Consider the following 22,915-nt stretch of genomic DNA (forward strand, 5'->3'; position numbering starts at 1 on the left):
TTTCGCTCAGGACTCGTCGAGGGTCTGGGTGAGTTCGGCCCAGCTCTGCAGCAGCTTGGCCGACGCGCCGCTGTCGACGGCGGCCGCGGCGCGCTCGAGCCCGCCCGCCAGCGCGGCGTCCAGATCCAGGTCGGCATCGCCGACCCCGCGCGAGAGGTCGTAGGCGACGATCGCGGCGGCGGAGTTCAGCAGGGTCGCGTCGCGCACCGGGCCCGGCGTCCCGGCGAACACCTCGCGCGCGATCCCGGCGTTGACCTCGGCGTCGCCGCCGCGCAGCGCGTCCAGCTCGACCCGGGGGATACCCAGGCGCGTCGGATCGATCACGGTCTGCCGGATCCGCCCGCCGCTGACCACCCACACATCGGTGAGGTCGGAGGTGGTGATCTCGTCGAGCCCGTCACGCCCGCGCACCACCAGCGCACTGGCGTCACGTTCGGCGAACACGCCCGCGATCACCGGCGCGAGGTCGGCGAACGCGCAGCCGATCAGCCCCGCCCGCGGCTGTGCCGGGTTGGTGAGCGGCCCGAGCACGTTGAACACGGTCGGGATGCCGATCTCCTTGCGCGCGGGCCCGGCGAAGCGCAGCCCGGCATGGAACAGCGGTGCGAAGCAGAAACCGATGCCCGCCTCGCGCACCGACTGCGCCACCGACTCGGGGCCGAGCGCGAGCCGCACGCCCAGCGCCTCCAGCACGTCGGCGCCACCGGACTTCGACGAAGCGGCCCGATTGCCGTGCTTGACCACCGGCACACCGGCCGAGGCGACGACCACCGAGGACATGGTGGAGATGTTCACCGAGCCGGACCGGTCGCCGCCGGTGCCGACGATGTCGACCGCGTCGCCGTCGACATGGACAAGGCGCGCGTGCCCGAGCATGCCCGCGACCATGCCCGCCAGCTCGGTGGGGGTGGGGCCCTTGATCTTCATGGCGACGCCGAAGGCCGCGATCTGGGCCGCGGTGGCGTTGTCGGTGAAGATCTCGTCGATCACCCAGGTGGTGTCGTCCGCGGCCAGGTCACCGCCGTCGGCGAGGGTTCCGAGCACCTGGGGCCAGCTGCGCACGCTCATCTGCTCCGCATCCTTCTTCTCGACCGACACCGTCGCGCGAACTCTTCTCGCGCACGCCTGTATTGCGCAACCCTATTGCGCCGCGGAGCAAGTTTAAGGGGCGGGACGGGGCGGTTGCAGCGCGTCCCAGCCGTCGGCGACACCGTCGTGACGCTGCGCGAGCCCGGCCATCCGCGAACGCTCCTGCGAACAGCTCAGCGGGTCGAGCAGCTGCACCCGCTGCAGGATGATCGGCACCAGCTCGTCGTCGGCCGCCCGCACCGGCTCGGCGCGGGTGTAGCCGTCGTAGCCGGCGATCTCACAGGCCGCGTCGAGCTGCCCGGCGGGCAGGCGCAGGTGGTGGCGCAGCACCGCCTCGGCCTCCCGGTCGAGGCCCGTCGCCCGGTCCAGTACCGCCGAGCAGGCCTCGACGTCGTCGAAACTCGACGCGACCACGACCAGATCGGCACGCGCGTGGTCGAGCGCCTGCGCGTTTCCACCGAACAACCGCCGCCACATCCGCACCACGACCATCGCCGCCTCCTCGTCTCAGGTTATCCACATCCAACGCTGTCACAATGGGCGTACCTCCGCATTCGCTCCGGCCGTGCGCGAAGAGCTGAGGAGCGCTGACGCGCCTGCGCCGATCAGGTCGTCACGTGATCGTCGCCAACACGCCGACCGATGTCGCGGACCCCCTCTGTGCGTGGGTTTTCCGCCCTGCGCGACAAAGTTTCGTACCCGGGTACAGCTGTCGTACTACGAAGAGTCATACTTACCCCGTGACGACCGCAGTAGGCACCCCAGGATCGGCCATTACTCAGCGTGTGCATTCGCTGAACCGGCCCAACATGGTCAGCGTCGGAACCATCATCTGGCTGTCGAGCGAGCTGATGTTCTTCGCCGGCCTCTTCGCCATGTACTTCGTTGCGCGCGCGCAGGCGCACGGCAACTGGCCCCCGGAGCCGACCGAGCTGAACATGACGCTCGCCATCCCGGTGACGGCCGTGCTGATCGCATCGTCGTTCACCTGCCAGATGGGCGTGTTCGCCGCGGAGCGGGGCGATGTGTTCGGCCTGCGCCGCTGGTACCTGATCACCTTGGCGATGGGCACCTTCTTCGTGTTCGGCCAGGGCTACGAGTACTACCACCTGGTCCACGAGGGAACCTCGATCGCAGGCAGCTCCTACGGCTCGGTCTTCTACATCACCACCGGCTTCCACGGCCTGCACGTGATCGGCGGTCTGATCGCGTTCGTGTTCCTGCTGGTCCGCACCACGCTGAGCAAGTTCACGCCCGCGCAGGCGACAGCCGCGATCGTGGTGTCCTACTACTGGCACTTCGTCGACATCGTCTGGATCGGGCTGTTCGCCACGATCTACTTCGTCCGCTAGGCGCGGGCGCACAACATTTGCACAAGTCGGTTCCGTCTACTCCAAAGGGACACAGATGAGTTCATCTCCCCCGTCGGCCCCAGAGCCCGCTGGCCCCGGCAACGGGCAGGCCGCCAAGACGCGTAAGCAGCGTCGCGTTCGCCGTCGTATCGCGGGCGGTCTCGCGTTGCTCGTTGGTCTGGTCGGAGCCGGCTTCCTGGCCACGGCGCTCACTCCCGAGCCGCAGATCGCCACCGCGCACGAGGATCAGTCCGCGCTCATCCGCGAGGGCAAGCAGCTCTACGACACCTCGTGCATCACCTGCCACGGCGCCAACCTGCAGGGTGTGGAAGAACGTGGCCCCAGCCTGATCGGCGTCGGCGAGGCCGCCGTCTACTTCCAGGTGTCCACCGGCCGCATGCCGATGACCCGCAACGAAGCCCAGGCGATGCGCAAGCCGGAGAAGTTCGACGCGCATCAGACCGACGCGATCGGCGCGTACGTCGCCGCCAACGGCGGTGGCCCCTCGGTGATCCGCGACGCCAACGGCGAGATCGCGCAGGAATCGCTGCGTGGCGACGACATCGCCCGTGGTTCGGAGCTGTTCCGCATGAACTGCGCCTCCTGCCACAACTTCACCGCCCGCGGTGGTGCGCTCTCCAGCGGCAAGTTCGCGCCCACGCTGGCGCCTGCCAACGAGGCGCAGATCTACAACGCGATGGTCACCGGCCCGCAGAACATGCCGAAGTTCTCCGACCGGCAGCTGTCGCCGGAGGAGAAGCGCGACATCGTCGCCTACGTCAAGAACGCCGCCGAAGAGAAGTCGCCCGGCGGCTGGGACCTCGGCGGTTTCGGTCCGGCGACCGAAGGCCTGGCGATCTGGGTTATCGGCATCACCGCCGTGGTCGGTGCCGCGATGTGGATCGGATCTCGGACATGAGTGGACAGGAGCACAACGACATGGGTCGGGAACCGACCGAAGACGAACTGGACGCGATGACGCGCGACGAGCTGGTCCAGCTCGGTACCGCGCGTGACGACGTCGAGGTCGCGTACCGCGGCGAGCGGTGGCCGGTGCCCGGCACCCGCGCCGAGAAGCGCGCCGAGCGTGCGGTCACGTTCTGGTTCGCCATCTCCGGCCTCGCCGCCGCCGCGCTGATCGGTGTCTTCCTGTTCTGGCCGTGGGAGTGGAAGGGCAACCGCCAGGAAGGCCACCAGGCCTACGCGCTGTTCACCCCGCTCGTCGGCCTGACCTTCGGCATCTCGGTGCTGGTCATCGGTATCGCGGTCGTGCTGATCCGCAAGCGGTTCATCCCCGCCGAGATCTCGATCCAGCAGCGCCACGACGGCCCGTCGGACGAGGTCGAGCGCCGGACCCTGGCGGCCGAGCTGCAGGACGCGCTCGACACCTCCACCCTGGGGCGTCGCAAGATGATGCTCGGCACCGCGGGTGCCGGCGTCGGCGTGCTCGGCATCGGCTCGCTGCTGGTGTTCATCGGCGGCATGGTGAAGAACCCGTGGGCCAAGCGCGACAAGTCGCCGCTGTGGGTGTCGGGCTGGACCCCGGACTACCCGGGCGAGACCATCTACATCCGTCGCGACACCGGTCGTCCCGAGGACATCGTGCTGGTCCGTCCGGAGGACCTGGACGCGGGCGCCATGGAAACGGTGTTCCCGTGGAAAGAGAAGTGGCGTGGCGACGCGCACGAGACGCTGCAGTCGCTGCGTGGCATCCGCAACGCGGTCATGCTGATCCGTCTGCGCACCGCCGACGCGGAGAAGGCGATCAAGCGCAAGGGCCAGGAGAGCTTCAACTACGGCGACTACTTCGCCTACTCGAAGATCTGCACCCACCTCGGTTGCCCGACCTCACTGTTCGAGCAGCAGACCAACCGCATCCTGTGCCCCTGCCACCAGTCGCAGTTCTCGGCGACCGAGTGGGGTAAGCCGGTCTTCGGTCCGGCCGCCCGCGCGCTGCCTCAGCTGCCGATCACCGTCAACTCCGAGGGCTTCCTGGTCGCCAACGGCGACTTCATCGAGCCGCTCGGCCCGGCTTTCTGGGAGCGTCGTTCATGAGCACTCTGGTGGCGAACCAAGCCAACGAGATGGACGAGCGGTATCGCGCCGCCGCGTTCATGAAGCGGTCGATCAACAAGGTCTTCCCGACCCACTGGTCGTTCCTGCTCGGTGAGATCGCGCTGTACGCGTTCATCATCCTGCTGCTGTCGGGTGTGTACCTGACGCTGTTCTTCGACCCGTCGATGGCGCACGTCACCTACGACGGCGCCTACCAGCCGCTGCGCGGCGTCGGCATGTCGCGGGCGTACGAGACCGCGCTGAACATCTCCTTCGAGGTGCGCGGCGGTCTGTTCGTCCGGCAGATCCACCACTGGGCGGCCCTGCTGTTCGCGGCGTCGATCATCATCCACCTGTTCCGCATCTTCTTCACCGGCGCGTTCCGCAAGCCGCGTGAGGCGAACTGGGTGATCGGCTCGCTGCTGCTGATCCTGGCGATGTTCGAAGGCTTCTTCGGCTACTCGCTGCCCGACGATCTGCTCTCCGGTACCGGTCTGCGCGCCGCGTTCTCCGGTATCACCATCGGTATCCCGGTGATCGGTACCTGGATGCACTGGCTGATGTTCGGCGGCGACTTCCCCGGCGACATCATCATCCCGCGCCTCTACGTCGCGCACGTGCTGCTGCTGCCCGGCATCATCCTGGCGCTGATCGGCGCGCACGTCGCGCTGGTCTGGTACCAGAAGCACACCCAGTTCCCCGGCCCCGGCCGGACCGAGAACAACGTGGTCGGCGCGCGCATCGTGCCGGTGTTCGCCGCGGACCAGGGCGCGTTCTTCGCGTTCACCCTCGGCATCGTCGGCATCATGGGTGGTGTTCTGCAGATCAACCCGATCTGGAACCTCGGCCCGTACAACCCGTCGCAGGTCTCGGCGGGTTCGCAGCCCGACTTCTACATGATGTGGACCGACGGCATGGCGCGCCTGATGCCGCCGTGGGAGATCTACCTGGGTCGCTACACGATCCCGGCGGTGTTCTGGGTCGCCCTCGTCATGGGTCTGGTGTTCACCCTGCTGATCGCCTACCCGTGGATCGAGAAGCGCCTCACCAACGATCACACGGCGCACCACAACCTGCTCCAGCGTCCGCGCGACGTGCCGGTCCGCACCGCCATCGGTGCCATGGCCATCGCGTTCTACGTGGTGCTGACGCTGTCGTGTGTCAACGACATCATCGCGTTCAAGTTCGACATCTCGCTGAACGCGACGACCTGGATCGGCCGCATCGGCGTGCTGCTGCTGCCGCCGCTGGCGTACTTCGTGACCTACCGGTTCTGCATCGGCCTGCAGCGCAGTGACCGGGCGGTCCTCGAGCACGGCATCGAGACCGGTGTCATCAAGCGCCTGCCGCACGGTGAGTACATCGAGGTGCACCAGCCGCTCGGCCCGGTCGACGACCACGGCCACGCGATCCCGCTGGAGTACCAGGGCGCCCCGGTGCCCAAGAAGATGAACAAGCTGGGTTCGGCGGGTAAGCCGGGCACCGGTAGCTTCCTGCGGGCCGACCCGAAGGCCGAGTCCGACGCCTACTTCGAGAACGAGCACATCGAGGAGCACAAGATGCTCACCGCGCTCGCGAACGAGCAGGCACGCGCCAACGGTGACGAGCCGCACGGTCACTGATCGCGTCAGCACAACGAGAAAGGCCCCGAGTCGATGCGACTCGGGGCCTTTCCCTTGTTTCCGGCTCAGAGGCGCGGGGTGCGCCGGTAGGCCTCGATCGCCTCGAACTTGGCCAGGTTGTGCCTGGCGTCGGCCAGCGCGTCGTGGGCGTCGCCGGGGATCGGCGGCAGTTCGGGGCTGCCGTGCGCGACCCAGTGCTGACGTAGCTCGTTGGTGTAGCGCGGCATGCCCTTGGGCAGCGCGGTCATGTCACCCCACAGCTGGCACAGCGCGACGTGATCGTAGGCGGCTACCCAGGCCCACAGCTCCGGCTGCACGCTGGGCCGGGGCAGGAAGAACTTGAACAGGTCGTCGCGGATCTGTTCCCTGGTGCGATACAGCGGCGATCCCGCGGGCGGCAGCTTCGGCAGCACGTGCCTGCGGACCCACGGCCCTGCCCGCCCCGCGTCGAATTCGGTGGACACCGCGTAGTATTCGCGGCCGTCCTCGCAGACGACGCCGATCGAGATCAGATCGATCGTCACGCCGTCCTCGACGAATTCTGAGTCATAGAAATATCGCAGGGAGATCGCCTCTTCGTGCCGGTGGGCGGCCGTGACCGTCCGGCGGGACGGCGCGGTCCGTGACCCACGATGGGTTGACCGAAACCCTATGTCGGCGGTTCGCACGTGACGCGCACGGGTAGGCAGTGACCGCACAGCGAACAAACAGGGGTGAGCGGGTCGCGACCCGCATGCAGTCCACCAACTCGCCTGTCTGCCCGGCGTGAAGGCAGCGCGGCGGACTTGCGCACCGACCGGCCCGGCGGTGGGGTTCCGCGCGCGGGTTACGTATTCTGATCTGGTGACCTGGACCGTCGACGTACCCATTGACCGCCTGCCGGAACTGCCGCCGCTGCCCGCGGAATTGCGCAGCCGACTCGACGCCGCCTTGGCTCGGCCCGCCCTGCAGCAGCCGTCGTGGGACGCCGAGGAGGCCGCGACGATGCGCACCGTGCTCGAGAGCGTGCCGCCGATCTGCCTGCCCGCCGAGGTGGAGGAGCTCAAATCCCAGCTCGCCGCCGTCGCGCGCGGTGAGGCGTTCCTCATGCAGGGCGGTGACTGCGCGGAGACCTTCGCCGACAACACCGAACCGCACATCCGCGGCAACATCCGCACCCTGCTGCAGATGGCCGTCGTGCTCACCTACGGCGCGAGCCTGCCGGTGGTGAAGGTGGCGCGGATCGCGGGCCAGTACGCCAAGCCGCGCTCCTCCGATGTCGACGCGCTCGGCCTCAAGTCCTACCGCGGCGACATGGTCAACTCGCTGGTCGCCGACGAGGCGGTCCGCCGCCACGACCCGTCGCGCCTGGTCCGCGCCTACGCCAACGCCAGCGCGGCGATGAACCTGGTTCGCGCCCTGACCAGCGCAGGCATGGCCGACCTGCACCAGGTGCACGACTGGAACCGCGACTTCGTCGCCCAGTCGCCCGCGGGCGCCCGCTACGAGGCACTGGCCGAGGAGATCGACCGCGGCCTGCGGTTCATGACCGCCTGCCAGGTCAACGACCCGAGCCTGAAGTCGGCCCGCATCTACGCCTCGCACGAGGCCCTCGTTCTCGACTACGAGCGCGCGATGCTGCGGCTGAGCGAAAGCGAGACCGGCGAGCCGCTGCTCTACGACCTGTCCGCGCACTTCCTGTGGATCGGTGAGCGCACCCGCCAGCTCGACGGTGCCCACATCGCGCTGGCCGAGCTGCTGGCCAACCCGATCGGCCTGAAGATCGGCCCGACCACCACGCCCGACCAGGCCGTGGAGTACGTCGAGCGCCTCGACCCGAACAACGAGCCCGGCCGGCTCACCCTGGTCGCCCGGATGGGCAACGGCAAGGTCCGCGACGTGCTGCCGCCCATCATCGAGAAGGTCCAGGCCACCGGCCACCAGGTGATCTGGCAGTGCGACCCCATGCACGGCAACACCCACGAGTCCTCGACCGGCTTCAAGACCCGCCACTTCGACCGCATCGTCGACGAGGTGCAGGGCTTCTTCGAGGTGCACCACGCCCTGGGCACCCACCCCGGCGGCCTGCACATCGAGCTGACCGGCGAGAACGTCACCGAGTGCCTCGGCGGCGCGCAGGACATCTCCGACCTCGACCTCGAGGATCGCTACGAGACCGCCTGCGACCCGCGCCTGAACACCCAGCAGTCGCTGGAACTGTCGTTCCTGGTCGCTGAAATGCTGCGCTGATTCCTGCGGGACGAGCCCGGGGCGGTCAGCGATGACCGCGCCCGGGCTTTTCCTTGTCTTTGTCCCGATCCCTTCAAGGCAGGGCGGTGAGCGTCACGACGCTGCCCGCCTCCACATTCGAGTTGAAGCCAGGCACCTGGCCGATCACCAGGGAGCTGTCGGAATCGGTGAGGGACTTGACCTCCACCTGGAGACCCAGCTGCTGCAGCTTGGAGCGGGCGTTGCCGACGGTCTGACCCATCACATTGGGCACCTTCACCGCGCTCGACACGATCAGCGTCACGCTGTCGCCCGACTGCAGGGTGGTGCCGACGGCAGGGTCGGTGCCGATCGCCTTGTCGCCCTCGACGCTCTTGTCGTACTGCACGCGGGTGTCGCGCACGGTCAGCCCGGCGCTGGTCAGGGCGCGGGCGGCCTCCTCGGCGGTCTTGCCGCGCACATCGGGCACGTTGACCGGCTGCGACCCCTTGCTGCGGTAGACCTTCACCTGCGCGCCCATCGGCAGGATCGTGCCCGGCGCGGGCTCCACCTTGGCCAAGGAGCCTTTCGGCGCGGTACTGGCCGCCTCGCCGCTGTCGATCGGCTGCAGGCCCGCGTCGCGGATCGCCTGGTTGGTCGCGCTGATCTGGTCGCCCGGCTTGATATCGGGGACCCGGGGCTTGCCGTTGGAGATCAGCACCGCGATCGTGGAGCTCTTGGTGACCCGCGAGCCCGCCGACGGATCGGTGCCGACCACGCCGCCCACCGGAATGGTGTCCGACGCCTTGTTGCGCAGCACGGTCTCGAAGCCCGCCTCCTGCAGCACCGCGACGGCGCGCTCGGAGTCCATCCCGGCGATCGGCGGCACCGCGGTGTAGCGGCCGACGCCGAGCCACCAGCCGCCGATCCCGACCAGCAGGGTCAGCGCGGTGACGATCGCCGCCCACACCACGCCGGTGCGGCGGGAATTGGTCTCGTTCGCCGCGAAGGGGTTGTGCGGCGAGGCGGGGGAGTGTGCCTGCTGGTACTCGTCGGGTCGTGGCCGGGGCGCGGTCACCACCCTGGTGTGCTGGGGCCGCTGGTCGGGCGCCGGAACAGGATGTGCGGCAACCGGATTCGGGGTCAGTGGCCGGTCGCCGGGATGGTGCGCGTCGCCGGTGCGGTAGCTCTCGCTGAGGTGCTCGGCCGAATCCCGCGGCGCGGGAACCCGGTAGGGCGGCAGGGTGAGTTCCATGGCGATCGTCTGCAGGTGCGCGGCCATCTCGTTGGCGTCGGCATACCGCTGCTGCGGGTCACGGGAGGTGGCCCTGGCCACCAGCGCGTCGAACTCCGGCGGCACGCCACCGATGAACTGGCTCGGCGGCGGCACGTCGTTCTCGACCCGCTGATACGCCACCGACAGCGAGTTGTCGCCGGTGAAGGGCACCCGGCCGGTGAGCAGTTCGAAGACCAGGATGCCGAAGGCGTACACGTCGGAGCGGGCGTCGGCGGTGCCGGTGGTCACCTGCTCGGGGGCCAGGTAGGCGGCGGTGCCGAGGATGACGCTGGCGGAGGTGGTGTTGGCGGCGGCGACCGCCCGGACCAGGCCGAAGTCGGCGATCTTCACCTCGCCCGCGTCGGAGATGAGCACGTTCTCCGGCTTGACGTCGCGATGCACCAGGCCCGCGTCGTGGGCGGTGCCGATCGCGCGCAGCACCGGCTCGGCGACGGCGCGCACGGCGTGCGGCGGCATCGGGCCGCGTTCGCGCAGCAGTTCGCGCAGCGTGCCGCCCTCGACCAATTCCATGATCAGGAACGGGTACTCGCCGTCGACGCCCTGGTCGTACACGGCGACCAGCGACGGATGCTTCAGCTTCGCGACCGCGCGCGCCTCGAACTCGAAGCGGGTCAGGAACTGCGGATCCCCGGCGAACTTCGGATCCATCACCTTGATCGCCACCGGGCGATCCAGCCGGGTATCGGTTCCCCGGAACACCATCGACATCCCGCCGCGGGCGATCGGCGCATCGATGCGATAGCGCCCTTCCAGCATCTGGCCGATCAAGTGATGTCCTCCGGCTTTCACAAACTTCTCACCCCTCGCGACACTGCGACAAGCGAACGGCCACCGTGTGCGGCCACCACGATCGTAACCGGGTGATGATGGCATGCCAGCCGATGCGGGCCAGCCCACACGTACTACGGTTATTCGGGTGAGTGCCTTTCCCTGCAGCGACGATGTGCTGCCCGACACCGAAACCGTCGTCTCGCTCCCCGAGGCCGCCGACATACTCGGTATCCCGGTCACCGCGGTGCACCAGCTGCTGCGTGACCACCAGATTCTCGCGATCCGCCGCAACGGTGTCGCAGGCATTCCGTCCCGGTTCTTCGACGACAACGACGAGATCGTCCGGATGCTCCCCGGCCTGATCACGGTGATGCGCGACGGCAAGTACAGCGACGAGGACATCCTGCGCTGGATCTACACCGAGGACGACTCCCTCCCCGGCCGCCCCGTCGACGCCCTGCACGGCCCCCTGGCCCGCGAAGTCGTCCGCCGCGCCGCCGCCGAACCCTTCTGATCCCGGCAGGGCCCGCCTCGGTCGATCTACTCGGCGTCGTGCTCAGCTTCGGCACCACCGTCGCCGTGCCCGGCTACGACCTCGACTGATCGTCGGCCCGTGCCTGGTTCGCTGCCCGGTGCCAGGCGGACGAGCGCAGCAGTCGCAGGCCGTTGAGCCCGACGATGACGGTGGAGCCCTCGTGCCCGAGAACGCCGAGGGGCAGTGGCAGATGGCCGACCAGGTCCCAGACGACCAGGACCCCGATGAAGCCACCGGCGATGGCGAGATTGGCCAGTACCACCCGGCGCGCACGCCGGGACAGCGCGATGACGGCCGGGATCGTGGTCAGGTCGTCCCGGACGACGATGGCGTCGGCGGTCTGCAGCGTGAGATCCGAGCCGGCGCCGCCCATCGCGATCCCGACGTGGGCGGCGGCCAGCGCAGGCGCGTCGTTGATGCCGTCGCCGACCATGGTCACCCGCGCACCGTCGTCCTCCAGCGCACGCACGGCCGCGACCTTGTCATGCGGCAGCAGTTCGGCGCGCACCTCGGTGATGCCGACCTGTCGAGCCAGCTGATCGGCGGTGGCATGGTTGTCGCCGGTCAGGAGAACCGGTGCGCTGCCGGTGGATTCGGTGAGGGCGGCGACGGTGCCTGCGGCCTCGGGACGGATCTGATCGGTGAAGCCGAGGACTGCGATCGGTTTGTCATCGCGGAGCACAACCACCGCGGTGCGTCCGCGCGCCCGCACGATCGATACGAGGTCCCCGGCAGCGGAGAGCTCCGGCGAGCGGTCGCCGGGCGCTCGGTGGCCACCGGGGTCGCCGCTCGCGAGCACAGCCGGTGAGCCAGTGGTGAGCGCTTTCGGGTCGCCGGTTTCGCCGCTCGTGCGGACAAGGGGCGAGCCGGTGCCGGGCGCTTCGTGCGCGCCGCTTTCGCCGTCTGCGGGTACAAGCGGCGAGCCGGCGCCGCACGCGCCGTTTTCGCAGTCCGTGAGAACAACCGGCGAGCCGACGCGCACGAAGCCGCCGTCGACCAGGCCGGACACGCCGCGACCCGGCTGGGCGGCGAAGCCGGTGGCGGCGGGAATCGAGAGACCACGCTGACGGGCGGCACGCACGGTGGCTGCGGCCAGCGGATGCTCGCTGGGGTGCTCTACGGCAGCCGCCAGCCGCAGGATCTGGTCCTCGGAGAGCAGGCTGCCTTTCACCGGGTGGATCTTCGCGAGCTCCGGCGTGCCCCGGGTGAGCGTGCCCGTCTTGTCGAACGCGACGCGCGTTGTCGCGCCCAGCTGTTCCATCACCACCGCCGACTTCACCAGCACACCGTGACGCCCCGCGGTCGCGATGGCGGCGAGCAGCGGCGGCATGGTGGCCAGGACCACCGCGCACGGTGAGGCCACGATCATGAACGTCATCGCGCGCAGCAGCGAATCCCGCAGCGCCGCACCGAGAATCAGCGGGACGAGGAACACCGCGAGAGTGGCAACGACCATGGCGATCGAATAGCGCTGCTCGATCTTCTCGATGAACAGCTGGGTCCGCGCCTTGGTGCGGCCTGCCTCCTCGACCAGCGCCGCGATCCGCGCGACGACGGAGTCCTCGGCCCTGCGCTCGACGCGGACCCGCAGTGCGCCGGTGCCGTTGAGTGTCCCGGCGAACACGTCGTCACCGGGCGTCTTGTCCACCGGCAGCGGTTCGCCGGTGATGGTGGCCTGGTCGACCTCGCTCGCCCCGTCGACAACGCGTCCGTCGGCGGCGATCCGGTCGCCGGGCCGGACCAGGATGACGTCACCGACGGCGAGATCGGCCGCGGCGACCGTCTGTTCGCCGGCGGCGGTGAGCTGAGTCGCGGTATCGGGCGCCAGCGTGAGCAGCCCGCGCACCGAATCCTCGGTGCGGGTGGTGGCCAGCGCTTCGAGCGCGCCCGAGGTGGCGAAGATGACGATGAGCAGCGCGCCGTCGACGATCTGGCCGATCGCCGCGGCTCCGATCGCGGCCACCACCATCAGCAGGTCGACGTCGAGTGTCTTGTCCCGCAGGGCTTTCAGACCGTCGAGCCCCGGCTCCCAGCCGCCGGTGAGGTAGCAGGCCAGCAGGAGCGACCACCACAACCACGACGGCCCACCGGTCAGCTTCGCCGCCAGCCCGAGCGCGAACAGCGCGGTCGCCGCGGCGGCCCAGCGCATCTCGGGGATCGCGAACAGCCGGGTCCGCACGGTCGGACCGCGCGAGGCGGTGACGGCCGGACGAGTGGGCGTGGCGGTGGACGAGACCACAGGGCACCTCCGAGGCGGGAAACGAGGACCCGAGAATAACAGATCATATGAAGAGGTTTTCATGTGTTACTGTCCGCTAAGCTCCACGCCATGGGACACGGTGTGGAAGGTGACCGCCCGGCGACACGGCTGGACGCTGCCGCCGCCGCGCACGTGGCGACCACCCTGCAGGCGCTGGCGACACCGAGCAGGCTGCTGATCCTGTCCGAACTCCGCCAGGGCCCGCGCCCGGTCACCGAACTCGCCGAGGCGGTCGGGATGGAACAGTCCGCCGTCTCCCATCAGCTGCGCCTGCTCCGCAATCTGGGCCTGGTCACCGGCACCCGCGCCGGACGCAGCATCGTCTACAGCCTCTACGACCAGCACGTCGCCCAACTGCTCGACGAGGCCGTCTACCACAGCGAGCACCTGCGGCTCGGTCTCGCCGAGCGCCCCGAGATCGCGGGCTGACCAGGTGCCGCGTCAGCGGCGCGCGGTAGCGAACCCCTTGGCGGCGACCAGGATCCGGCGATGGTTGGGCACGGTCGCCCGCCGCTCGAACACCTGGAAATCCGCCGCCTCGATCCGGTCGAGGATCTCGGCGTAGAGCACGGCCGCGGTGCGGATCGCCGGGCGCACCCGTGGGTCGAGCAGTTCGATACCGGGCTCGGCGCGGCGGTAGATATCGCGATTGACGGCGATCAGATGGGCCAGCGCCCGGCGCAGCGGTTGGTCGGTGCGCCCCGTGGCACGGCAGGCGCGCAGGTGGGCTTCGTCGACACCGAAGGCGGCCAGCTCGTCGGCAGGCAGGTAGATCCGGTCGCGGTCGAGATCCTCGGCGATATCGCGCAGGAAGTTGGTGAGCTGGAACGCCTCGCCCAGCGCCGCCGCGGCGGGTTCGGCCTCGGGGACGGGGACGACGGTGCCGAGCACCGGCAGCAGTTGCAGGCCGATGGCGGCCGCGGAACCGCGCATGTACTCGCGTAGCTCGGTCATCGTCGCGTAGCGGGTGCGGTGGGTGGTGGTGCCGGGGACGTCCATGCGCATGGCGTCGAGGAACGTCCAGAAGTGGGTGCGGGCGATGTCGTAGCGGTGGATCGTGTCGGCGGCCGCGGTGAGGATCTGGCGGCGGCGCAGGTCACCGGTGTCGATGTCGCCGTGTTCGAGCGCGAGCCGGAGCTGCTTCTCCACCAGGTCGAGGTGCTGGGCGGGGCTGATCTCGGCGGGGCCGTCCGGCACCGCCGCGTGCGCGCCGTCGCGCGGATCGAGCACGCGTGCCGGGTTGTCGGCGTGGTCGACGATGTCGTCGACCATCCGCGCGAAGGCGTACAGCGCGTGCACCGCCCGTCGCCGCGGTGGTGTGAGCAAGGTGGTCGCCAGGTAGTAGGTGCGCCCGTGCTCGGCGGCGATGCGTCGGCAGCTCGCGTACGCCGCCTCGAGACCGGTCACCGCGCCGGCGGCTCGACGGTTGGTGGCGTCTGCGTTCGGCACGCTCGGGTTGCCCTGCCCTGCCTTCTCCTGGCGCTGATCACTCATGCCCGAACTGGCGGCGCCGGTTCCTTGACGACCGCACGGGAACGGGCTGAACGCAGGTGCAGCGGGTCCACATGACGCAGGGATACCGCGGCCACGACGGCGGCGAAGACGGCCAACGCGACGTGCCAGAAGTTGTACAGCCCGATCGATCCGTCCGGCTGGAACACCAGCATCAACCAGGTGCAGATTCCGACCAGCCACTGCAAGGTCAGCGTCGAGAGCGCGAACCCCGCGGCCAGCGCCAGCGGCCACGAGTAGTACCAGGGCAATGCGGCGGGGGAGAGCAGCACGATCGCGACGAACGCGATGATGATGCCCATCACGGCCTCGCGCTCGCTGTGCCGGAACCGCCACCAGGTCGCGACGAGCACCGCGATCAGGGCGACCTGGCACAGGGTGCGGATCACCCCGAGCACCGACCCCGATGGATTCTGATCCCAGGTGCCGATGTGCGCGAGGATCGTCGGCAGCGACAGCCAGTTGATGATCTTGTTCGAGCCCTGCAGGGCGGTGACCCAGCCGAAGCCGACTCCCGCGATCACCGATGCGGCGCCGAAAACCAGTGCGAAAACGCCGACGCCGATGCCGGCGATCTTGGCGAACACGAACAGCGGATGCGGCATGTCGGCGGACGGCCGGGCGGCGTCGGGGTGCGTCTGGTCCTCGGATGTCCCGACGTCGGAGTCTGTTCGATGCGCGGCGGCGCGGCGTTCCTTCTCGTGCAGAATCCAGATCCACACCAGGAACGGCAGTGCGACGCCCGCGGTCGCCTTGATCGCGACGCCGATGGCGACCACCACGATGCCCGCCACATGATGACGTTCGAGCACCAGCGCGACACCCGCGCACATGAGCCCGACCATCAGCATCTCGTTGTGCACGCCACCGATGAGGTGGATCAGCACCAGCGGGTTGAGCACTGCCAGCCACAGCGCCACCGTCGGCTTGCCGCCGAGATGCTTGGTCAGGTACGGGACCGCCCACATCATCAGCGCCAGGCCCGGCAGCATCACGAACCGCAGGGCGATGGTCCCCGTGATGACGTTGTCGCCGGTGATCATGGTGATCGCGCGGCCGATGAGCAGGAACACCGGACCGTAGGGTGCGGTGGTCGTGGTCCAGACGGGGCTCACGTTGTCCAGCAGCACACCGGGATTGGCGACGGGACCCACCTGGTACGGGTCGAAACCATCACGCAGCAGGGCGCCCTGGGCGAGGTAGGAGTAGGCGTCGCGGCTGAACATCGGCGCCGCGAACAGCAGCGGCGTGATCCAGATGCCGACGATCGCGCGCAGCTCGTTGAGCGTGACCCGCGCGGAGTCCTTGCCGATGGTGGTGCGGCCGAGGCGAACCCACGCGGTGATCATCATCAGCACGCCGGCCCAGATGAGGACCGTCGAGAGCGCGTAGCCGTGCCCGAATCGCAGCCACGACAGGTGCAGGGCTTCGAGCAGCGGGTCGCGCTTGCGGACCGCGCCAGCGCCGAAACCGCCGAACGTGATCATGATCGCGCCGAAGAAGCCCATCATGGCCGCGTGGCCTTCGGGGCTACGGGCGAAGTCGCCTGCGGTGCGCAGCCAGGACCGGACGCCGGGATCGGTCCCGGTGGGCATATGGCGCTGCGGCTCGAGGGTGCGCGTGGTGTCCATGGGGCCTACGGTCGTCTCGGGGGGCGGCATGTTCGGTCGGTCCCCCCGGATGGTCGGCGGTCGCAACCGCGAGCTGATAATTCGGCCGTCAGTTTACGGCTTCAACTTGGAACACTAACCCGGTGGTCGGTCGCGTTGCGCGCCCGGCTGCCGGTGATTCGTGCCGCGGCCAGCTTGCCCGACAGCAGCGTGGTGGGCACACCCACCCCCGGAGTGGTGCCACAACCTGCGAGAACGACGTTATCCACGCCCCTTGGCAGATTGCGTGGCCGGAACGGGCCGGTCTGTCGGAACAGGTGCGCGATCGAGAACGGTGTGCCCGCGATCATGCCCTGGGCGGCCCACGTCGCCGGTGTGTCGACGTGGTCGACCCGGAAATGTTCGGTGATGCCGGTGTAGCCGCGCCGTTCCAGCTCCGCGAGCAGCTCGCCGAGATAGGCGGGGCCGAGGCGATCCCAGTCCAGCGGCGCGGCGTCCAGGTTCGGGCACGGCGCGAGGACCGACAGCGGTTCGTGCCTGCCGTCGGCGCGGTCGACGAACTGGCCGGGATCGGTGAGCGCGGGCCTGGTCAGCAACAGCGACGGATCGCGCATCAGCTTCCCCCGCCCGCGGCGCGCGGAGATCTCGGTGAACGTCGTCGCCCAGGCGGCGCCGAAATCGATCGTGTGATGCGCCTGCACCGGCCATCGCGCGGCGACCTCGGCGGGCACGGTGCCGTGCGCGACCACCGCCGACGGCGAGGCCCGCAGACCACGGCGATACCGCAGGCCGAACCGGGGCAGCGAACCGAGATCGGCGGTGAGGACCACGGCATCGCACGCGAAACCGCGGCCGTCGACGGTGCGGACGGCCTCGGCGCGCCGCGACGTGCCTGCGCTCGCCGTGTAGTCGATGCCCGCGACCTCGGCCTCGAGCACCAGCCGTCCACCGGCGGCGACGAACGCCTCGGCGAGCGCGGCGGTGATCGCGCGCATGCCGCCCTCCGGGAAGAAGACACCGAGGCAGGTATCCATGTTGGGGATCGCGCCGTAGAGGGCCAGCGCCTTGTCCGGCACCGTCCCCGCGTAGAGCGCCTGGAAGGTGAACAGCCTGGCCAGGCGCTCGTCGCGCAGGTACGAGCGCACGCGCGGCCCCAGCCTGCCGAAACCGCCGAGCCGGACCAGCGTCGCGAGCGAGGCGCGGGAGCGCGGGCTGCGCACCAGGTCCAGCGGCGAATCGAAGTTCGCGTCCATGAACTCGTCGTATTCGGCGCCGTAGATCCGGCCCAGCCAGTCCCGCAGCCGCCGGTAGTTGCCCGCCTCGGCCGGTCCGCAGGTGTCGGCGACCTCGGCGGCCATCGCCGCGGCGTCGTCGAAGACGCGAATGTCGCTGCCGTCGGCGTAGCGCGCGTGATAGGCGGGCGCGAGGCGGTGGATACGCAGGCCGACGCTCTCGCGCGAGTGCCCGACGGCGGCCAGCGCCTCGTCGATCAGTTCCGGCAGGGTGAGGACGGTGGCGCCGCTGTCGATCTCGTAGTCGTCGAACCGGTAGCGCCCGACCCGGCCGCCGGGATGGTCGGCCCGTTCGAGCACCGTGACCTCGACGCCCGCGCCGCGCAGGTGCAGCGCCGCGGCGAGCCCGGCCAGTCCCGCGCCGACCACGACGACATGATTCGCTTGTCCCACAACGTTTTTCATATCAGCCTCAGGCCGTGCGGCGGGTGGCGGCCAGCGCCATGTCGTGCAGCAACTGCTTGGCCTGCGTGGTCGCGCTGCTGGCCGCCACGGCGCGCAGTCCGGTGTCGGTGAGCTCGGTGATGCGGCGTTCCACGTCGCCGACCGCGCCGAGCTCGGTGAGCAGCGCGCGCAGCCGGTCCACGGCCGCGTCGTCGAGGTCGGTGCCGAGCCCGGTGCGGATCAGTGCCGCCGACTCCGGATCCGCCCGCCGCAGCGCCTCCGCGATGAGCACCGTGCGCTTGCCCTCGCGCAGGTCGTCGCCGGACGGCTTGCCGGTGACGGCGGGGTCGCCGAACACGCCGAGCAGGTCGTCACGCAGCTGGAAGGCGATGCCCACGTCGGTGCCGTAGATCCGCAGCGCCGCCACCAGATCGTCGTCGGCGCCCGCCAGCGCGGCACCCAGGTGCAGCGGTCGTTCGATCGTGTACGCGGCGGTCTTGTACCGGTTGATCCGCAGCGCGGCCTCGACCGATTCGTCGCCACCGGCCTCGCCGTTGATGTCGAGCAGCTGCCCGCCCAGCACCTCGGTCCGCATCCGCGCCCACACCGGCGCGAACCTGGCCAGTGCGGCCTGGGTCAGCCCTGCCTCGTGCACCAGGTCATCGGCCCAGGCCAGCGCCAGGTCGCCGATCAGGATGGCAACGGCCCTGCCGTACTCGGCGCCGTCACCGGGCCAGCCCGCCGCGCGATGCCGGTCCTCGAAATCGATGTGCACGGTCGGGAAACCGCGGCGGGTCTGCGAGGAGTCGATGATGTCGTCGTGCACCAGCGCGCACGCCTGCACCAGTTCCAGCGCCGAGCAGGCGGTCAGCACCGCGGCGGCGTCGGGCCCGGCCGGGTCGCCGCCTGCGCCGAGCCAGCCGGTCCAGGCGAAGCCCGGCCTGGTCCGCTTGCCACCGCGGATGACGAACTGTTCCAGCGCCTCGGCGGCGTCGACGAACACCGGCCCGAGCGGGTCGACGATCTCGCGCCGGGTGGCGAAGAAACCGGCCAGCACCTGCTCGACCGCGGCGACGAAGGCGGGCGTGCCCGGCGTGAGCGTGACGAAGTCGACCGAGGCCGCCGTGTCGGCGACGGACCGGGAAAGCGGGGTACCGATTCCGGCGGACAGGGTGGCCTCCAGGTGCGGAAGTGGGCGAGCGGATGGACCGGGGTCGCACGCTGCGATGCGATCACCGGCGTCTGGTCGCAGAATACGCGGGTGGCGCGGGGGTGTCGTCGGCGCACACGGCCGCTGCGACCGACCACACACCTGGCGATTCGGCGGTGTCCGGCCCCGCGATCGGCGGGTGTACACCGGACTTGACGGTCGAGCGGCTGGTCCGTGCCCGATTCCGGGCTGCCGCGGGCCGCCCGGTTCCCGGTGCGCGCAGCGGTGTCATGCCGCCCCACTACACTGAACCGGTGACTTTCGACAATGGACGGGGACGTTCGACCCCAGATCGACCCGCCCAGAAGCAGCCGATCGTCTCGAACACCCCCTCGGTGGTGCAGAGCCTGCGCACTCATTCGGGCAGCGGCGTGCCGTTCTCGGTGGAGTTCAACCCGCCACGTGACGCGACGGGCGAGGCCAGGCTGTGGCGTGCGGTCCGCGAGTTCGAGCGGATGCACCCGGCCTTCGTGTCGATGACCTACGGCGCGGGCGGCTCCACCAAGGACCGCACCGTGCGCATCACCGGCGAGCTCGCCACCGAGACCACCCTGCTGCCGGTCGCCCACCTCACCGCCGTCGGTCACAGCATGGGTGAACTGCGCGCGCTGGTCGGCTCCTACGCCGACTCGGGCATCCGCAACCTGCTCGTGCTGCGCGGCGACCCGCCCGGCGATCCGCTCGGTGAATGGCGCAAGCACCCCGAGGGCGTCGAGTACGCCGAGGAACTGGTGCGCATCGTGCGCGACCTCGGCGACTTCCACGTCGGCGTCGCCTCGTTCCCGCAGGGCCACCACCGCTCGCCCGACCTCGACCACGACACCCGCCACCTCGCCGCGAAACTGCGTGCGGGCGCGGAGTATTCGATCACCCAGATGTTCTTCGACGTCGACCACTACCTGCGCCTGCGCGACCGGGTGCTGGCCGCCGACCCGATCGAGGGCGCCAAGCCGATCATCCCCGAGCTGATGCCCATCACCTCGCTGCGCACGGTCCAGCGCGCCGAGGAACTCTGCGGCCGCCCCCTCGCCCCCGCGGTGATGGAACGCCTGACCCGCGCCGCGGGCACCGGCCCCGAGGAGGACAAGGCCGCCGTCCGCGCCGAAGGCATCCAGATCGCCACCGAAATGGCCCAGCGCCTCATCGACGAGGGCGCCCCCTGCCTGCACTTCATCACCCTCAACTTCGCCAAGGCCACCAGCGAGGTCCTCACCAACCTCGGCTACGGCGTCACAGCGGCCCCGCTCAGCGCGTAGCCGGTCAGTCCGGGCAGACGTAGAGGTCGTCGACGCCGATCAGCGCGACCTCGGGATTGCGGTCGGCTTCCTGCTGGAGCGCGTCACTGAATCCAGCACCGCTGAACAGCGCCAGCCGACAGGCTGCGGTATTCCATCCGCGTTCGGTCAGCAAGGTGCGGGCCCGAGCGAGTCGTTCGAGGTGGTTCATGCCGACGGTGGTTCCCCACTTCGCCTCGCCCAGGAGGGAAATCGCGGGTGCGTGCCCGCCGTCGCCGGGTTCGGTGACTGCCGCGTCGATCTGGATCTGGATCCGCCGGTGCGAATCGGTCACCACGCCGCAGCCGACCGCACCGAATTCGGTGTCCAACTCGAGCTGGTCGACACCGCCGGTCAACAGGAATGTCCGGCACATCTGTTCGAAGTGCGGTCCGGCTACCTGGGCGTTGAATCGCTCGGTCGATCGGCGCCACACCTGTTGTGCCTGGCCGGTTTCCAAGCGGGCCCAAGCCGGGCGCATGACGGCTTCGTAGAAGGAGATCAGCGGCTCGGTGATGCGGTAGATCGACTTGCCGGACCGGAACACATCCTGTTCGCGACTGACGAGGTGGCAGTCTTCCAGCACCGTCAGCGGGTGGGAGATATCGACCGATTTACGTCCGATGTACCCGGCGATGCCGCCGCGGGTGTTGTGTCCCTGAGCGACGGCGGCAAGCACCGAGTGGTAGAGCGCGGTGTCGCGGATCTCGGCTTCTTCGGCAAGAAGGTACCTGGCCTCCCGGAACAGTGGACTCAACGGCGACAACACCGTTCGGCACAGCCAGTCGTCGAGGTCGGCGGCGGAGGCGGGCACGTCGTCGGCGAGGAACTGTCTGCGATAGGCGGGTGTTCCGCCGACGACAGCGTGCAGCCGTACTGCCAGTGCCGGGTCGTGGGCGGCATCCCAGAATTCGGCGGCGGCACGATATCCGAAGGGCTGCACCAGAAGTTCGAGCTGTGCTCGGCCGCGCAGTGGTGCGTTGGCCGACAGGAGCCCACCCATCACCGACATCGCGGACCCACACAGCAACAGCCGGACATTGTTCGGCTCGGTCTGGTATCGGTCGATCTCCCGCTGCACCAGCGACGGCAGTTCCGGCACGGCTTTGACCAGATAGGGGAACTCGTCGAGAACGACCAACCGCGGGTCGGCTGTCTGATCTCGTGCGCCGAGTGCGAACAGGTAGCTGATCGCATGATCCCAGTTGTCGAAGGCGATGGGCGCGCCAGCGCCGGCGAACTCACCCAATGCCGCCCCGAACTGCCGCAGCGATTCGGCACCGGTCGCGGTGGTCGCGCCGAAGTAGAAACCGCCCCGCTGTTCAGCCAGCGCTCGAAGTAGATATGTTTTGCCCATACGCCGCCGCCCGCTGACGATGCCGAGCATCGCCGTCGGCGCCGTTCGCGACGCGAAGGTGACCAGGGCGTTCCACTCGGTGTCGCGGTCGAACAGATAGTCCGGCTTCGTCAAGACTTTCCCCAGTCATTAGGAGTGCAGTCCTTAGAAGTGTACTCCTAATGGTGGCCCGCTCGGCGCGCAGCCGTCAGCTCGTTCCAGGTGCGTTCCCAGCTCCTGGTCATCGCCGGGTAGACGATCAGGTACCGGAACGGCTTGATGAACGCCATGTAGGCGCGGCCGAACAGGCCGTTCGGCTTCACCAGCACCGCCATCTGCAGGTGGTAGCCCGGACCGGTCTCATCGGGCACCCAGCCCAGGTGCATGACGCCATGCATGGTGCCGTTGGCGATCTCCGCGGCGTACTCGTCGTCGAGGACGTACACGCTGGTCAACGGGCTGCCCGTGTCGTCGGGACACGGTGTATCCCGCAGATCGGCGGGCAGCCTGTCCACCAGCGATTCCACCCTGCTCCCGGTCCCGGCCGACTCCCGATCCCACCCGAACACCTCACCCAGCTTCCAGCGGATCTTGAACAGCAGCCCGCTGATCCCCGAGGAATCGGACGCCCTCGCCGCCTGCAACGCGGCGAGCAACGCGGGAAAGTCGTCCACCCTGCCGCCGGGCGTCCGATACCGCCACACGTCTTCGACCTCGAAATCCCCGGCGATCTCGTGGATGCGCCACGGTCGATCGGTATGCGCCGCTGCGGGAAGCCGCATGAGAAACCCCTATCCGTACGGATGCGTATGGAGAAGAGGCTACTCCTGATATACGCCTACGTATAGAGACGACTCGTGTGACAAAGGAAGGCTTGACATGTCGGCTGCACCCGACCTGCGGTCGGGTAAGTCATTGAGCCGGTGGAAATTTCGGACAGCAACGGCGTGGCATACCAGACCCGCCGATCGGCACTGGCTCCCCACCCGCCCCACGACCTAGGGTGCCGGTCATGCCCAGCTACCTGCACGAAGGTGTTCTGGAACTATTCCGTGCCGACCTGACACTGGCTCCGGCGCTGATCACCGAGGTCTGCGGGATCGCAGTCCCCGGCTACACCGCGGCGACC

19 protein-coding genes are annotated in these 22,915 nt (G+C 69.3%); 8 read left to right on the forward strand and 11 right to left on the reverse strand.

The genetic code is table 11. The features are described from left to right. Nucleotides 1-6 precede the first annotated feature (6 nt). Complete coding sequence (gene trpD / locus ACFWF2_RS23080; RefSeq protein WP_379309509.1) at nucleotides 7-1,068, reverse strand: anthranilate phosphoribosyltransferase; 1,062 nt, start codon at nucleotides 1,066-1,068, stop codon at nucleotides 7-9. Between the two features lie 93 nt (nucleotides 1,069-1,161). Next, the gene (locus tag ACFWF2_RS23085; RefSeq protein ID WP_379309510.1) at nucleotides 1,162-1,581 is read right to left on the reverse strand and encodes a hypothetical protein; all 420 of its coding nucleotides are present in this window, start codon (nucleotides 1,579-1,581) and stop codon (nucleotides 1,162-1,164) included. A 248-nt stretch (nucleotides 1,582-1,829) separates the two neighbouring features. Between ACFWF2_RS23085 and ACFWF2_RS23090 the strand changes: the two genes are divergently transcribed. The 4 genes from ACFWF2_RS23090 to ACFWF2_RS23105 are packed head-to-tail and all read left to right on the forward strand — an operon-like array spanning nucleotide 1,830 to nucleotide 6,118. Further along, entirely contained in the window at nucleotides 1,830-2,441 is a 612-nt protein-coding gene (locus ACFWF2_RS23090) for a heme-copper oxidase subunit III (RefSeq protein ID WP_379309511.1), read from the forward strand. 55 nt (nucleotides 2,442-2,496) lie between these two features. Then, nucleotides 2,497-3,360: a c-type cytochrome gene (locus ACFWF2_RS23095; RefSeq protein WP_379309512.1), complete on the forward strand. Its 864-nt coding sequence runs from the start codon at nucleotides 2,497-2,499 to the stop codon at nucleotides 3,358-3,360. Next, entirely contained in the window at nucleotides 3,357-4,496 is a 1,140-nt protein-coding gene (locus tag ACFWF2_RS23100; protein ID WP_379309514.1) for a ubiquinol-cytochrome c reductase iron-sulfur subunit, read from the forward strand. The genes ACFWF2_RS23095 and ACFWF2_RS23100 overlap by 4 nt, the downstream gene beginning before the upstream one ends. Beyond that, nucleotides 4,493-6,118, forward strand: a complete 1,626-nt coding sequence (locus ACFWF2_RS23105; RefSeq protein WP_379309515.1) for a cytochrome bc complex cytochrome b subunit — start codon at nucleotides 4,493-4,495, stop codon at nucleotides 6,116-6,118. The genes ACFWF2_RS23100 and ACFWF2_RS23105 overlap by 4 nt, the downstream gene beginning before the upstream one ends. Nucleotides 6,119-6,183: 65 nt before the next feature. On the opposite strand, the gene ACFWF2_RS23110 is transcribed toward ACFWF2_RS23105, so the two are convergent. Further along, nucleotides 6,184-6,681: a polyadenylate-specific 3'-exoribonuclease AS gene (locus ACFWF2_RS23110; RefSeq protein ID WP_379309528.1), complete on the reverse strand. Its 498-nt coding sequence runs from the start codon at nucleotides 6,679-6,681 to the stop codon at nucleotides 6,184-6,186. Between the two features lie 280 nt (nucleotides 6,682-6,961). Here ACFWF2_RS23110 and ACFWF2_RS23115 point away from each other — a divergent pair, with 280 nt between their 5' ends. After that, nucleotides 6,962-8,347 carry a class II 3-deoxy-7-phosphoheptulonate synthase gene (locus ACFWF2_RS23115; protein ID WP_379309516.1) on the forward strand — a complete coding sequence of 462 codons (1,386 nt, stop codon included), beginning with the start codon at nucleotides 6,962-6,964 and terminating at the stop codon, nucleotides 8,345-8,347. Between the two features lie 73 nt (nucleotides 8,348-8,420). Here ACFWF2_RS23115 and pknB read toward each other — a convergent pair whose 3' ends face one another. Continuing rightward, nucleotides 8,421-10,391 carry a Stk1 family PASTA domain-containing Ser/Thr kinase gene (pknB, locus tag ACFWF2_RS23120; protein ID WP_379309517.1) on the reverse strand — a complete coding sequence of 657 codons (1,971 nt, stop codon included), beginning with the start codon at nucleotides 10,389-10,391 and terminating at the stop codon, nucleotides 8,421-8,423. A 127-nt stretch (nucleotides 10,392-10,518) separates the two neighbouring features. Here pknB and ACFWF2_RS23125 point away from each other — a divergent pair, with 127 nt between their 5' ends. After that, complete coding sequence (locus ACFWF2_RS23125) at nucleotides 10,519-10,887, forward strand: Rv2175c family DNA-binding protein (protein WP_379309518.1); 369 nt, start codon at nucleotides 10,519-10,521, stop codon at nucleotides 10,885-10,887. A 73-nt stretch (nucleotides 10,888-10,960) separates the two neighbouring features. Here ACFWF2_RS23125 and ACFWF2_RS23130 read toward each other — a convergent pair whose 3' ends face one another. Continuing rightward, nucleotides 10,961-13,147, reverse strand: coding sequence for a heavy metal translocating P-type ATPase (locus tag ACFWF2_RS23130; RefSeq protein WP_379309519.1), 2,187 nt, complete (start codon nucleotides 13,145-13,147; stop codon nucleotides 10,961-10,963). A 90-nt stretch (nucleotides 13,148-13,237) separates the two neighbouring features. Here ACFWF2_RS23130 and ACFWF2_RS23135 point away from each other — a divergent pair, with 90 nt between their 5' ends. Next, nucleotides 13,238-13,597, forward strand: coding sequence for an ArsR/SmtB family transcription factor (locus tag ACFWF2_RS23135; RefSeq protein ID WP_379309520.1), 360 nt, complete (start codon nucleotides 13,238-13,240; stop codon nucleotides 13,595-13,597). A 12-nt stretch (nucleotides 13,598-13,609) separates the two neighbouring features. On the opposite strand, the gene ACFWF2_RS23140 is transcribed toward ACFWF2_RS23135, so the two are convergent. From ACFWF2_RS23140 to ACFWF2_RS23155, 4 genes are all read right to left on the reverse strand, one after another. Further along, nucleotides 13,610-14,662, reverse strand: a complete 1,053-nt coding sequence (locus tag ACFWF2_RS23140; RefSeq protein WP_379309521.1) for a phytoene/squalene synthase family protein — start codon at nucleotides 14,660-14,662, stop codon at nucleotides 13,610-13,612. Continuing rightward, nucleotides 14,659-16,311, reverse strand: coding sequence for an alpha-(1->6)-mannopyranosyltransferase A (locus tag ACFWF2_RS23145; protein WP_379309522.1), 1,653 nt, complete (start codon nucleotides 16,309-16,311; stop codon nucleotides 14,659-14,661). Before ACFWF2_RS23145 ends, ACFWF2_RS23140 begins: the two co-directional genes overlap by 4 nt. 101 nt (nucleotides 16,312-16,412) lie before the next feature. Then, nucleotides 16,413-17,987, reverse strand: coding sequence for a phytoene desaturase family protein (crtI, locus tag ACFWF2_RS23150; protein WP_379309523.1), 1,575 nt, complete (start codon nucleotides 17,985-17,987; stop codon nucleotides 16,413-16,415). A gap of 7 nt (nucleotides 17,988-17,994) precedes the next feature. Further along, nucleotides 17,995-19,149, reverse strand: coding sequence for a polyprenyl synthetase family protein (locus ACFWF2_RS23155; RefSeq protein ID WP_379309529.1), 1,155 nt, complete (start codon nucleotides 19,147-19,149; stop codon nucleotides 17,995-17,997). 281 nt (nucleotides 19,150-19,430) lie between these two features. Here ACFWF2_RS23155 and ACFWF2_RS23160 point away from each other — a divergent pair, with 281 nt between their 5' ends. Beyond that, nucleotides 19,431-20,432: a methylenetetrahydrofolate reductase gene (locus ACFWF2_RS23160; protein WP_379309524.1), complete on the forward strand. Its 1,002-nt coding sequence runs from the start codon at nucleotides 19,431-19,433 to the stop codon at nucleotides 20,430-20,432. 4 nt (nucleotides 20,433-20,436) lie between these two features. On the opposite strand, the gene ACFWF2_RS23165 is transcribed toward ACFWF2_RS23160, so the two are convergent. Together ACFWF2_RS23165 and ACFWF2_RS23170 are read right to left on the reverse strand one after the other, a co-directional pair. Continuing rightward, nucleotides 20,437-21,921, reverse strand: coding sequence for an ATP-binding protein (locus tag ACFWF2_RS23165; RefSeq protein WP_379309525.1), 1,485 nt, complete (start codon nucleotides 21,919-21,921; stop codon nucleotides 20,437-20,439). 44 nt (nucleotides 21,922-21,965) lie between these two features. After that, nucleotides 21,966-22,568 carry a DUF2867 domain-containing protein gene (locus ACFWF2_RS23170; protein ID WP_379309526.1) on the reverse strand — a complete coding sequence of 201 codons (603 nt, stop codon included), beginning with the start codon at nucleotides 22,566-22,568 and terminating at the stop codon, nucleotides 21,966-21,968. Nucleotides 22,569-22,915: the final 347 nt, after the last annotated feature.

Origin of the sequence: Nocardia sp. NPDC060259, assembly GCF_042728775.1 — a bacterium.
GTDB lineage: Bacteria > Actinomycetota > Actinomycetes > Mycobacteriales > Mycobacteriaceae > Nocardia.